The 13,154-nt window shown below is 37.4% G+C and carries 10 protein-coding genes; 5 read left to right on the top strand and 5 right to left on the bottom strand.

The window, feature by feature from the left end; translation table 11 throughout:
* Positions 1-65: 65 nt before the first annotated feature.
* Positions 66-203 (bottom strand): glycoside hydrolase family 92 protein, encoded by a 138-nt coding sequence (locus K5G00_RS11705; RefSeq protein ID WP_238766347.1) that lies wholly within the window; start codon positions 201-203, stop codon positions 66-68.
* A 341-nt stretch (positions 204-544) separates the two neighbouring features.
* Between K5G00_RS11705 and K5G00_RS11700 the strand changes: the two genes are divergently transcribed.
* From K5G00_RS11700 to K5G00_RS11680, 5 genes are all read left to right on the top strand, one after another.
* Positions 545-1,036 carry a hypothetical protein gene (locus K5G00_RS11700; RefSeq protein ID WP_158871067.1) on the top strand — a complete coding sequence of 164 codons (492 nt, stop codon included), beginning with the start codon at positions 545-547 and terminating at the stop codon, positions 1,034-1,036.
* A 326-nt stretch (positions 1,037-1,362) separates the two neighbouring features.
* Positions 1,363-2,394 carry a sensor histidine kinase gene (locus tag K5G00_RS30040; protein ID WP_238766346.1) on the top strand — a complete coding sequence of 344 codons (1,032 nt, stop codon included), beginning with the start codon at positions 1,363-1,365 and terminating at the stop codon, positions 2,392-2,394.
* Positions 2,395-2,396: 2 nt separating this feature from the next.
* Positions 2,397-3,491: a sensor histidine kinase gene (locus K5G00_RS11690; protein ID WP_238766345.1), complete on the top strand. Its 1,095-nt coding sequence runs from the start codon at positions 2,397-2,399 to the stop codon at positions 3,489-3,491.
* Positions 3,463-4,500, top strand: coding sequence for a histidine kinase (locus K5G00_RS11685; protein ID WP_238766344.1), 1,038 nt, complete (start codon positions 3,463-3,465; stop codon positions 4,498-4,500). Before K5G00_RS11690 ends, K5G00_RS11685 begins: the two co-directional genes overlap by 29 nt.
* 73 nt (positions 4,501-4,573) lie before the next feature.
* Complete coding sequence (locus K5G00_RS11680) at positions 4,574-5,308, top strand: LytR/AlgR family response regulator transcription factor (protein ID WP_238766343.1); 735 nt, start codon at positions 4,574-4,576, stop codon at positions 5,306-5,308.
* A gap of 13 nt (positions 5,309-5,321) precedes the next feature.
* Here the strand turns inward: K5G00_RS11680 and K5G00_RS11675 are convergent, their stop codons facing one another.
* From K5G00_RS11675 to K5G00_RS11660, 4 genes are all read right to left on the bottom strand, one after another.
* The gene (locus tag K5G00_RS11675; RefSeq protein WP_238766342.1) at positions 5,322-6,599 is read right to left on the bottom strand and encodes a hypothetical protein; all 1,278 of its coding nucleotides are present in this window, start codon (positions 6,597-6,599) and stop codon (positions 5,322-5,324) included.
* Between the two features lie 10 nt (positions 6,600-6,609).
* A complete protein-coding gene (locus tag K5G00_RS11670; RefSeq protein WP_238766341.1) occupies positions 6,610-7,974 on the bottom strand; it encodes a PhoPQ-activated pathogenicity-related family protein in 1,365 nt (454 codons plus the stop codon).
* Positions 7,975-8,060: 86 nt separating this feature from the next.
* Positions 8,061-9,713, bottom strand: a complete 1,653-nt coding sequence (locus tag K5G00_RS11665; RefSeq protein ID WP_238766340.1) for a SusD/RagB family nutrient-binding outer membrane lipoprotein — start codon at positions 9,711-9,713, stop codon at positions 8,061-8,063.
* 18 nt (positions 9,714-9,731) lie between these two features.
* The gene (locus tag K5G00_RS11660; protein ID WP_238766339.1) at positions 9,732-13,145 is read right to left on the bottom strand and encodes a SusC/RagA family TonB-linked outer membrane protein; all 3,414 of its coding nucleotides are present in this window, start codon (positions 13,143-13,145) and stop codon (positions 9,732-9,734) included.
* Between the last annotated feature and the right edge of the window lie 9 nt (positions 13,146-13,154).

The raw sequence follows: 13,154 nt of genomic DNA, 5'->3' as shown, positions 1-13,154 counted from the left end.
ATAGCTTGTGCATCATTGAGATACTTCAGCTGATCATTTTATTAGAAAATTGAGTATGCCGCGTTTCATTTCTTTTTTCCCGGAAGTTCGTTCCATATGTTTTCATGTTTTGCTAATATTTCTTCAAAATTTTTGTCAGGGATTTCGATAGTAAGAATCTCCCTTGCATTGTCGATACTTGTAAATAATGTTTCCGCTTTCATTTTTTATTGTTTCTGTGTAAGGAAAATCAAAAGTGACATAAGCTACCCATTTCTTTCTTGTTCTTTTGTGTAGTCTGCATAAATACAAATTTCAATTACATAATCTGTTTGGGAGATTTATTTCTAAGAACAATTCATTAAGCTGTAAAATGCACCTTTTTATCAGTGAAAACAAAAAATCGCCTGTGTACAGCGCTTTTGGGTCTGCAAACGACACGAAATACAGTTGATAGAGTTAAAAGACATTTTTGTCGTTATTGGAAGGTCATTAATTGAAATAAGAATTTATTGACCAGGGGCTTACGTAAATTTGAGATAGTAAAACAATTAAATTAAAAAAGATGAAAGCAAGAGTATTATTTTTAATCGTTTGTGTTGCACTTCTAAGCCTGGGTGCCAATGCAAAAATCAGAGACGGAAAAGCATTATCAGGAAATTCACTAACCGAATTTGGAAAATATACCATTGTAAATTCCGACGCTCCAATGGTAATAGATAACAAAGTGGTAAAAACCTATGATTTAATGTACGACGACGTAAACGGCAGTGTTCGGATTGGAGTTTTAAAGGAAAAAGATTGTACCAGTTTTGTTGTTCGTTCTGATGAATTTGAAGTAATGTACGAGTGTAACAAACATGTATTTGGAGTAAAAAAAATAGACAAAAAGTTCCAGACTTTACCAACTGCTTCAAATAACGAAAAACTAAATAAAGTGAGTTATTACGCTCAACGTGTAATTTGCCAGAATCCAAAAACCGAAGACGAACTTTTAGGATTGATTGCCTGCTACTTTCCAAACCTTATCAACGATGAATATCAGGCTTCATTTTAAGAATTAGATAGATACTAAAACAGCGCAATTTTTTTCATAGAGATATGAAAAATACAAGCTCCTGTCAGAGGACAGGAGCTTTTTCATTCCCTTTGCGAAAGAGAACAAAACAACACGGTATGAGGAGCCGTGAATTTTTGAATTTCAATTCAAACCCTGCATTTTAATTCATGCAGGGTTTTTCAATTAACAACAATAAAATATCTGCCAACGACTTAATTTAGTCTGCCAAAAACCTTGTTTTTCAGGTGTTTGATTTATTTTTTTTGCATATTCCGTTTTCCCGGAGATGATTTATAGACTATATTTAAAGAAAAATCTATCGGGTGAGTTTTAAGATTATTGACAAAGCAATTCACAAGCGGTTTTTCCCCCATGTATTTTTCTGGCTTTTTTATGTCTTTTTTTTTGGAATGATTTATGGTAAATACGGCAACGATTACAAATGGTATTTTCTTGAATCGCTTTGTATGTTGCCTTTTGTAATGATAGCTACTTACGGAACTATTTATGGTATTTTACCTTTTTATCTAAAAAAGAGAAAACTTGTTTTATCTGTTTTTTTATTAATTCTTCTATTGTTTTTGGTGACTCTAGGTGAACGTATCTTTCTTCGGAAACTAAATTCTTTGCCCTTAACAGTTGATAGTATTTTTGGGATTACTTTCCTGTATCTTTTATTGGAAACCAATTTTATGATAGGCATCGCTTTTGCCATAAAAATTGTGAAAAAGTGGATTGAGCAGCAAAAAGAAAAACTGGAAATGGAAAAACGTACTTTGCAAACTGAACTTAATTTATTGAAAGCACAGTTGCACCCTCATTTTCTGTTTAATACAATGAATAATTTGTATGCCCTTTCACTTGAGAAATCATCAAAAACATCGGAGGGAATTGCAAAAATTTCAGCATTACTCCGTTCTGTTTTATATGAATGTAATGAAATAGAAATCAGCCTGCAGAAGGAGGTGAATCTCATAAAAAACTATATTGATCTGGAGAAAATGAGATATGGAAACAGATTGAATTTTCAGTTTAATATTTCAGGCGAAGCCAGTGAAAAGAAAATAGCGCCAATGATGCTCTTTACCTTTGTTGAGAATAGTTTTAAGCACGGGAGCCGTAACGACCCCGAGAATCCTTTTATTTTTATTGATTTAAAAATTTCAAATACAAAAACTGAATTTTCGATTGAGAACAGTATTCCTAAAAATAGAGTTGAAAAAAGAAACAGGGCAGGAGGAATTGGCTTACAGAACGTTCAGAAACGACTGGATATTCTCTATTCAGGAAAATATCAGCTTGAAATAACACAAGAAAAAACTAAATTTAAAGTGTATTTAGGCATTGAAAATTAAAAATGAATAAGCTGTTTTTTGAAAATAGTTTTAAGTATCGGGCGGTAAGACATGTTATCTTTTTCCTTGTTACTGTTTTTGTTTTTACCATCATTTTGCATGTTCAGAACAAAACCGACAATTTATTGCATTCATTTTGGGTAACGCTTATAAACGCTTTTTTCTTTTTTAGTTATGCATACATTACCATTTTTTTATTGATTCCCGAGTACCTTTTAAAAGGAAACATTTGGTGGTTTATACTTTTATTTATTCTGGTTGGAGTTGCGCTTTCAGCGTTGAAACTGGTGGTGTCAAACAATATATTTTATTCTTCAATTTCTCCTGAGAATATTGAAAGAGAGGGGATTGTAAATTTTCGATTTATCATTGTGAATACAAAAGACATGACATTTATTGTGGCATTGTTTTGTATTGGAAAATATGTAAAGGACTATTTATACACCGAGAGTCTCCATAAAAAGCTTGAGAAGCAAAATAAGGAGGCCCAGGGAAAACTTCTTCAGTCGCAATTTGATCCTCATTTTCTGTTTAATACAATTAATAACCTTTATGCGCTGTCATTGCTTAATCCGGCAAAAACACTCGATGTTATTGCCCGGTTTAAAACGGTATTGATTTATATAATTGATGAAAGCCAAAAAGAGTTTGTTGAATTAGAGGATGAAATTGTACTGGTTAAAAATTATATTCAACTTGAGGAATTGCGTTACGGAAAACGTTTGAAAATCGATTTTAAGCAAGAAGGAGAAGTAAAATATTTTAAGATACCCCCAATGATTTTGTTTTTTCTTGTAGAAAACAGTTTTAAGCACGGAAGTAGTTTGGATGCGGGAACTCCGTGGATTAAAATTAAAATTACAGTTGAACCTGGAAAAATTTTCCTGACAGTAGAAAACAGCAGGCCTAAAGTCCATTTAAAGCAAGAAAACGATGAGATGGAGGGTAGGGGATATACGAATCTTAAAAAGCGCCTCGATTTAATTTATTCAAAACAAGGTTATGAACTTGATATCGTAAGCAAAAATGATTCTTTTAAAGTTGATTTATTTTTAAAAGAAAAAGAAGTTGAAGTTAGCCGGAAAAAATATCGCTAGATCGGAAATAATGCTGCACGCCATTTTTTGGCTTTCGTGGGTTGTTTCATTTACTCTGATTCAGAGTCTTGGATTCGGTGTAGATGAGTATTTTATCTGGTTTATGTATTACATTGTTACACTTCCCGTTTTTATGGTTCATACCTATTTAATTGCTTATTTGCTTATACCGCAAACTTTTTTCAGAGGTAGTTATTTTTTGTTTGTTTTTGCCCTTTTTGTCTTTCTTATTGTGTTTTCAATTATTGAGCTGGTAATCAGCAATGAGTTAATTTTTAAGCCTTTTGATTCTTCTAAAGTATTTGCTCCCAACTACCTGAATATAAAAAATATCATTATCAGCGGTATCGGAAATCATTATATTATTCTTGTTTTTTTGGCAATAAAAGCGGGGAGGTCTTGGTATACTTCAAAAACCAAACAGGAAGACCTGATGCAGTCGAATATGGAAACGGAGCTTGAAATTTATCGTTATCAACTGCAACCCATACTTATCCTGTCGTTAATGGAGGAGCTTGAAGAGATATCGCAGGCTAAGGAAGCACATACACCAAATATGATTATCAAAATCTCCAATTTTCTGAATCGTTTTTTATACGAAGGCGACGATGAATTAATTCCTTTACAACTGGAAATCAAGATTATTGAGGAATTTCTTGAAATTCATAAATTGGGATTGGGAGATAGATTGATCAGTAATTTTTTTGTTAGTGGCCACCTCAAGTCGTATCTGGTGCCGCCTTTTTTGTTGTTGCCGTTTTTAAATGATGCGATAAAATTAGGTTATTCGTGTAACGAATCGTTCGAAAGTACCGTCCTTATAAAAGGAGAAAAGAAATACTTACTTTTTTCTTTCTCGTTTTGGAGCGAGAAACAGTTTGGATTAACAGGAAACAAAAATGCTGAAATTACGAGAAAACGATTGAATTATAGTTTTCCCGGGAAATTCAGAATAATTGAAAACATTGATGATAATTTTAGAGAGTTTAGTATTGAATTGTTTCATTAAAAGATGTAATGATTTGATTTTAAATATTACTAACTTAATAGCTACAGATAACAAAAGCTAACCCATTTTTGCCATGAAAACAAAATGTCTCGTAATTGATGATGAGCCCCTCGCGCGTGATTTGATGCGAAGCCACATTGAGAAGTTGGAAAATTTTGAAATAGTTGAAGAATGCAGCGACGCAATGAAAGCACTTAATGCGTTGCAAAAGTACTCCGTTGATTTAATGTTTATGGATATTCAAATGCCACAAATTACTGGTATCGAATTTTTAAAAACATTAAAACACCCGCCTAAAGTAATAATAACTACTGCATATCGCGAGTACGCGCTTGATGGTTTTGAGTTGGATGTGGTTGACTATCTTCTAAAGCCAATAACTTTTGAGCGATTTTTAAAATCGGTTAATAAGTATTACCAGGTTTCACAGGAAGATTTGATCGCAGAGCAGCCGGTGAATGCAAACGTTCAAAATGAAGAAGCCTTTATTTATGTGAAGGAAAATAAAAAAGTAATTAAAATTCATTTAAATGAAATAATGTATGTTGAAGGGTTGAGTGAATACGTCCAGATTTATACCGATAGTAAGAAGATAATTACAAAAACGAGTATGACAAATATGGAAGAAAAATTACCGGATTCGGGATTTATACGTATTCATAAATCATATATCGTATCGGTGCAAAAAATAGAAGCTTTTACATCAAGCAGTATAGAATTACCCGGAAAAGAACTTCCGATAGGAAGAAGCTACAAAAATTCGGTTTTGGAGGTTTTACACAGCCAGGGAAATGTACAAGTAGGGTAGCGAAAATTTATTATCAATTTCCGGCAGCCGGATTTTCGTTGATGAGTTTTAAAGCCTCATTTTCCAATATTTCAGCTGTCATTTCGCCCAACGATGTCCTTGAAACATAGTTGTATCTTTCAAAACTATTAAAATCTTCTTTAGTAAGTATATACCCAAAAGCATCGTTCGTTAGACCAAAGAGAAAAGGTTGCTCTGTTTTCATATATCGCTTCAAATAAAAGCCAATATTGGGCAATGCTTCTCCGGGAATAGTTAAAACCTGTGCTGTTCCGATATTTACCAGATTTATTTGTGTTGAAACTTTACTAAAATCGTCAACCCTTTTTTTGCCCAGTTGTGCAACGGGTGAGTGTTGAAATACAAATTGCATTGCTTCATTGTCAACTGGCAATTCAATTATTTTGGAAATACAGTAAAGTTGTGGTTTTTTTTGAACAGGAGCGGTTTGAATAATACGTAAAGCTTCATCTGCCATCAGGTTTCCAATCCGCATACATTCCTGCCAGTCGTTTGCTTCTTCTCCGTTTTCTCTTCGATTATCAGCAGTAACCATTCCTCCCTGGGCGCTGTTTATATAAATGGCAACGCCACCTGTTTTTGATTCAATGCGGTCGTATAACGGGCCACACAAATCAGGACTAATTAGTTTACTTTTTGTTCCCAGAATTTCCGGGTGAGTAGCATAATTCACCAACGTAGCAATTGTTTTTCCTTTGTTTTTTCCTGTTGTTGCAACGGCCTGTATTACACCCATTCGCGGATCGTACAGGCGTGGAGCATAATAGTTGTAGGCAATTTTTCCCTCTGCTTTGGCAACGGCTGTTTTTAATTCTGCTGGTTGGAGGTTCTTTGCCGCATCATTTACAGCATCGGCAATTTGTACAACACACCAGTTCAGATAATCTAAATCAGCACCTGTATTCCCGTTTTCATCTGGAAATCCATAAGCATCCGGAGCGCTATGGGTGTGAGTAACACCAATCATTATATTTTCGGGCGCAATGTTTTTTATCAATTTTCGGGAACGATCTCCCAAATATGCGGGCCAGCCAATATTGTCTATTCCAACAATAGCAACTTTTGTATCACCTTCTTCCAGAACCAGTGCACGGACAGTAAGTTTTCCCCGGAAATCATCAGGCATAACCGGAGTTCCCATTCCTCCGGAAATTGGGATAAGATTTTCCGGGGTTATATCACGCATTGCAGCACCGGCTTTAAACGATTGTGTTTGTCCTTGTATTGCTGCAAAGAACAATACAAAGACAATTATTATACTTTTTTTCATTTTAGTGATTTTACTCTCCGCGGCCCAGGAGTATTTCTTTATCATTCATCAAGAATATGCGGGTACTTTGTGTATAATCGTTTCCAAAAGGAGGTTGATAAACAAGATCAACATAAAATGCTTTGAACCCTGATTCAGGATATTTTACAGTTACCGTAAATTCCTTTTTCCCTTTTTCCCCAAGGCTTTTTTCTTTCCATGTTTCATCGCGAATATCACGATCATCAGATTCGGCACTCCACAACACAGCATCTTTCAGAATTTTTTCATTAGCTTTTATCTTCAGTTTAACCGTTCCATTTTCTTCATTAACAGTATAATCACATTTTGGATGACCATTTCCTGTAATGGCTTCGCCAAAAAATGCACTGAGGGTGTTTATCGCTTTTGTTTTATCTCCAAGTCCGTGACCGGCATTAGGTACATAACAAAGATGATTATCGCCCGGTATACTGTCGATGTAGTTTTTGATTGCGTCAACAGGCCAGTATTCGTCGTTGCTGCCGTTAAAAATCATTTTAGGCATTGTAAGTGCTTTTCGGTACGAATAGGGATCAATCATTTTTACCAGGGCATTTCCCTCTTCAGAGCCTACCTGCTGCGCAACACCTAATTTTACATAGTCTTCAATCTGGATACTGTATTCGCCCCACGCAGTTTTGTGATAAGGAATATTTACGGGCATATTTAACATGTCGATAACCATCGGGCCAATCGCCTTTACGCGTTTATCACTTGCCCCTGTTAGCCAGGTTGTCCATCCTCGTTTTGAGGCACCCGAAACAACAAACTCATTGACTTTGGTTTGTAAATCGGAGCTTGCAAATTTCTGGATAGCATCCATTGCGCGGATTGCACTTTTTGTCATTGGAAATAAAAGGGGCCAGGTATAGTCATTGTCGCTTTGAAAATTGTGGAAAGTGTATGAAATAATTTCGTCTTCTGTTTTTCCGTCAAAAATTGGTTGATTGGGAATTTGCCATACAATTGCTGTTATGGCTTTATTGGTTTTTGCAATTTGACTAAATAAAATGATTTCGTCCTTATCCCATTCGTGAATGTTGGGCTCGCCGTTTTTAATACTTCCTCCTGTAATAAACAGGAGAGCATCCTGGTATTTTAAATCATCAGGCACCATAACAGTAAGTTCATGTTTCCAAATCAATTCGCGCCATTTTTGAGACGTGAATATGATTCTGTAAAGCGTAACGCCATCTGCTTCCATTTTTTCTTCAACTTCCCAAGCAAAAGATTTATCTCCGTTATTTAAATACGATTGAAGTGCATTCTCGGGTGTTACCGGATCATTTTCTCCTGCAAATACAAAGCCCGCTGTACAAAGTGTAGTAAGAAAAATTATTATCAGTTTTTTCATTTAAATATTTTATTTGAATTTGATACAATAATAAGCAGGCAACTGCATAAATTGCCTGCTTATTAAAAAAATGGGATAAATATGCTTTAATAGGGTTTATTTGTTCCCTGCAATAACCAGAATTTTGACCATGCACTGTTGTTGCTCACATCAGTACCCTTATATTGGGTGGGTTCCAGTTTTGCAATCGCAGTTTCCGCATTTTCAGTGTTTTTTGAAATTTCATCATCATAGTGATAATAAAAACGCAAAGGTAAAGCTTGCCGCTTGGCCGATTCACCTGTTTGCAGCTCGGGTAGTCCGGTTCTCCTATAATCGAACCACGATTCTGCCGCAGCTGTCCAGCTGGCAATCCATTTTTGTTTAATAATACTCTCCAATCCGTCATAAGGAGCGCCATCAATATATGCACTAAACTGGTCTCCAACTCCCCATGCGTTAAATGATTGCTGAATTCCCCCCATGTAATGTTCTTCTGCCGTACCGGACACCCATCCGTAGGATGCAGCTTCAGCAAGAATAAAATGTACCTCGGCTGCCGACATCAATCGCATAAGTAAAAGCGGCCCGTCACTTTCTTTGTAGATATCATTCAATTGAGAACAGTGGGGGTTATATACTCCCTGATCGAGATTTGGATTTAAATTATATTGAGAAGCTGCAAAAACAGACGGAGGAATCCCTACAAAATCTTCATCGTAATCGATTCCAACGCCCCAGGCTGCTTCATAGTCGTCAACGATATCCTGTGAAATTTCGCGCTTGCCATCCACAATCCTGTCGACTTTTTCGCCACTAACTAAAACCAACGGAATTTCTATTTTGTTCGCCCAAACTCCCAAACGGGGGTCGTTTAACTCCTGAAGAGCATCAACCAACGTTGCGCATAATTTGTTACGCATGTATGTTCCACTTGGATCTTCTTCAAATTCCATAGTACTTGGCCATGAATCAGAAGAAGAATTACCAACATAACCAACATTTGCGTCGTCATTTGCAGATGTAATCACTGGGTAAGTGTCTGGTGCAGAAGTAATTTTACTTATGCCTTGTTCAGCAAGAGAAGGTTCTTTTGCCGATAATCTCATATAATACCTCAATGCAAGAGAATTTGCAAATTTTCTCCATTTTGTTGCGTCTCCTGCATAAAGTACGTCTTGCGTATCATTTATATTTTCATAAGAGCTGCTGGCGCCAGACAATAGGGTATTGGCCACTTCCAAATCAGCGAGAATTCCTTCATAAATTGTTTTTTGATCATCAAAAACAGGATTAAAATATTCTGATCCTTCTTCTGCTTTAAGCGCCTCCGCATAAGGTGCGTCCCCCCAAAGATCAGCGATGAGACCGAATGTGTAGGCTTTTATTATCAGCGCTACTCCCTGATGAAATTCATATCCTCCTTCCACGGCCTTTTGGTAAAATTCGTCAACGTTTCGCAAAATGGAATAATATCCTGACCAGCTTTTATCCTGGTTATCCCAGTCATAATCATTGTGTCCGCTCGACCATCCATCGTACTGTGTATGTTGCATGACTCCGGCAATGTCTCCAAAACCCAAATTGACTACAGTTTGCCCTATGCCGGTAATAATCGTTGGCAATAACAAATTAAGGTCAGCATTTTCAGGGTCTACTCCGTTTGGATTAATATTTAAGTCATCCAAATCTTTACATGAAACAACTAAAGTAAAAACGATAGTTAAACCGATAATAAAGCTATTTTTTATTTTATTCATGACATTCATAATTTAAAATTAGAAGGAGAAATTTAGTTTAAATCCTACCGGAACTACCCAGGGATCGGCATTATACCTTTCAACTCCCTGACTAAATTTTCCATTTCCTTCTGCCTGGAAAGCCCTTTCCGGATCAATCCCCAGGTCTGCATCTTTTGTCCAAAGCATAATATTACGACTGTAAATGGAGAAGTTCACATCTTGCATACCCAGTCTTTCCGAATATCGATTGGGAAGCCTGTAACTAAGCGAAATTTCCCGAAGTTTTATGTAATCTGCATCAAAAAGGTTTGCTTCACCGATATCCCACGGATAACTAACTACATAAGGAAGGAATACTGTTCCCTCTCCACCAAGGTTTTCCTGTTCCAGAATAAATTTCCCATTCTCATCATACTCTCCCATTACACCCGGAGCGAACGTTCCATCATATACAGTAAAACCACTAAAACTTTCGGGAAAACCTCCATAGGCCGGTGTAGGTCCACCTACCGGGCGTAGGCGGTCTGCCAGCAGCAATTGGTCAGCATTTGCCACGACCCAATCACGTAACTCCTGGCTTGCTCCGCCACCTAAATCTCCGGGATGTACCAATTCATCAAGCCAGGTTTGCGTCATCACCGATTCTGAAAGATAACGGTAGGTTTGTGATACATATTGGCCTCCTGAACGCCAGTCGAAAGTCATACTTAGTGAGAAATTTTTGTATGAAAGGGAGGTCTGCATCCCCATAATAAAGTCGGGATTATAATTTCCAACTTTAGAGTATTCTTCTTCTGCTACCCATTCGGCATCGAGTCCGCTCCCCAAAATTGGATAACCGTAATACGGTGAGGTTTCATCTTCAACCCGCGTTACCTTTCTGGAATACAAATTTCCTATCAATCCGTCGTGTGTTCCATCTTTTACGTAGGCGATATTTTTAACCCTTGCCTCATCCCAGAATTCAACAAACTCAACTCCATCAGAAAGTTCAAGAATCCGGGTTTCGTTTTTGGAAAAGTTTATATTTATATCCCAGTTCCAATCGCTCGTTCTTACAGGAGTAAACCCAATTAAAAACTCAACACCTTTGCTTTGTAAAAGGCCTGCATTTATTTGGACCTCGCTAAAGCCAGTCGATGACGCTAATGGAACATCAAGGATTTGGTTTTTGTTATCGACTTTATAATATGTTCCGTCAAAGCGCAAACGATTAGAAAACAATCTGATTTCAGTACCTATCTCAAAGGAAGTAGCTTCCTCCGGTAAAAGGTTTGAAGTATACTGTTTACCTTGTTTGGATAATCTGACTGCCTCACCCCATTGTCCCGCATCCTGATATACGGGATAGAGACGGTACGGATTTGTGTCGTTTCCGACTTGCGCCCAGCCACCTCTTATTTTGAACATGTTAACTTTGTTACCCAAATCAAATATCTGGTCAACCATTAAACTCAATGAGGCCGAAGGATAAAAGTAGGAGCGGTTTTCGGCGGGTAATGTACTCGACCAATCATTACGAGCAGTCAGATCAAGATATGCAATTTCTTTCCAACTGAGATTTGCCATAGCATACAAGCTATTAATTTCACGTTCGTTTCTGTAGTTGGTGTAATTTAATGCTCCTGAACTAATATTCTGAACGGTAAATACATTGGGAACATTTAATCCCGAGCCTGATTTTGACGAATTGCTTATGTTGGAAGATCTGGAATACAAAATATTTCCTCCTCCGGAAACAGATACATCGAAATCGCCCCATTTATTGGTATAGGTGGCTAAAAAATCCATGTTTCGTTCCAGACCATTTGCACTTACTATCCCATATGCTCCATTGTTAGGCTCGTTGGTATAGCCCGGAGCGATTTTTGTTTCACGTACTTCATCAGTTTTATTTAACGAATATCTTCCCATTAAACTAAAGTGAGAAGTTATGTCCCACGTAGCTGTGATATTACCATAAATTCTATACCGGTTGAAACTGTTGTTTACATCGTAAGCCAGAAAATACGGATTTTCGTGATTTCCGGAAACCCGAAGAACTCCGTCGGGTGTATTGTAATCACGTAAATCTCTGATATCGGTATTTAGCGGATGGTTGTATGCCCATTGCATTGGATTGGTTCCCCGGTTGGATGCAGGCCTGTTTTTAGCCCAGCTGTTTGTGAAATTGACATCAGTGCTTACGTTAAAGTTTTTTCGAACCTGCGAGTTAGCAGAAAGAGACACGCTATTTTTGTTTAAGTCGGAATTGGGAACCAGCCCACTATGTGTCATGTTGGTCACTCCCAAACGGTAATTTAAATTTGAACTGCTGCCTGCAATCGAAGCTCCATTTGTAGTTGTAATTGCAAAATCATCAATAAAATTCTTTACATTGTTGGGGTAGGAGACAACCTCCACTGGCACACGAACACCATTTGCATCAACAGGAGACTGCCATTGTACTGCCCAGTAACCTTTGTCCGTTTCCGGCCCCGAACCTGTTGCATCACCTGCCGTAATTTCAGGCAGAATGTTGCTGCCAACGTCTTCCGGACGAAAAGAGAAAAATCCTGTGGAGAATTGTTTTTGCACATTTAAAAAGCGAGAAGGAATATCAAATACGGTATTTGATGTAACAGTTACTTTTAATTCTTGATTCGCCTGGGCTTTTTTTGTAGTGATGAGTACGACTCCGTTACCGGCCCGTGTTCCATATAGTGCTGCTGCACTGGGCCCTTTTAAAATGGATACACTTTCAATACTTTCCGGATCAAGGTCGGCAATGGCATTTCCATAATCGACCCGGTTATCTGACCCAAAACCACCCACATTATCTGCTGTATTATTCATCGGTACACCATCTACAACAAACAATGGCTGGTTGTCGGTACTCAGTGAAGTGGCACCGCGAATAACCATGTTAACGGTGGAACCGGTTCCACCTGTTGAGCTTATTGTTACTCCTGAGACTTTACCTGCCATGGAGTTCAAAACATTTTCCTGTGCAACGCGGGTTAATTCCTCTCCGGCAACTCTGCCCACAGAGAATCCCAACGATTTTTCTTCGCGTTTTATACCAAGTGCTGTAACCACAACTTCATCAAGAGATTCAATGTTTTCTTCCATGCTTACATTTATGGTATTTCTTCCCTGAACATCGATTTCCTGTGTTCTGAATCCAATAAAAGAAAATACCAAAGTAGAATTTTGAGGAACTTCTATGCTGTATTTTCCATCAATGTCAGTTACTGTACCGTTGTTTGTTCCCTGTTGCAAAATACTCAATCCCGGAAGTGCTAGTCCGTCGCCTGCAGATGTAACCGTTCCTGTTACTGTCATATTTTGCCGGGCATCATCTAATTTAGTTTCTGTTGAAGAGGCAAAAACACTTTGAGTAAATGTGAATAAAAGAACAATAAAAACAAAGTTCTTTGCCGTTTTATATAATGAATTTTTATATTTCATGTCTGTTAT

This window comes from Maribellus maritimus, assembly GCF_022267315.1.
Classification (GTDB): Bacteria; Bacteroidota; Bacteroidia; order Bacteroidales; family Prolixibacteraceae; genus Draconibacterium; species Draconibacterium maritimum.
This window is presented reverse-complemented; position numbering and strand designations above follow the sequence as displayed.

Coding starts and splice junctions, on each gene's coding strand:
- K5G00_RS11705 (WP_238766347.1), bottom strand. CDS start 203: ATGAAAGCGGAAACATTATTTACAAGTATCGACAATGCAAGGGAGATT.
- K5G00_RS11700 (WP_158871067.1), top strand. CDS start 545: ATGAAAGCAAGAGTATTATTTTTAATCGTTTGTGTTGCACTTCTAAGC.
- K5G00_RS11690 (WP_238766345.1), top strand. CDS start 2,397: ATGAATAAGCTGTTTTTTGAAAATAGTTTTAAGTATCGGGCGGTAAGA.
- K5G00_RS11680 (WP_238766343.1), top strand. CDS start 4,574: ATGAAAACAAAATGTCTCGTAATTGATGATGAGCCCCTCGCGCGTGAT.
- K5G00_RS11675 (WP_238766342.1), bottom strand. CDS start 6,599: ATGAAAAAAAGTATAATAATTGTCTTTGTATTGTTCTTTGCAGCAATA.
- K5G00_RS11670 (WP_238766341.1), bottom strand. CDS start 7,974: ATGAAAAAACTGATAATAATTTTTCTTACTACACTTTGTACAGCGGGC.
- K5G00_RS11665 (WP_238766340.1), bottom strand. CDS start 9,713: ATGAATAAAATAAAAAATAGCTTTATTATCGGTTTAACTATCGTTTTT.
- K5G00_RS11660 (WP_238766339.1), bottom strand. CDS start 13,145: ATGAAATATAAAAATTCATTATATAAAACGGCAAAGAACTTTGTTTTT.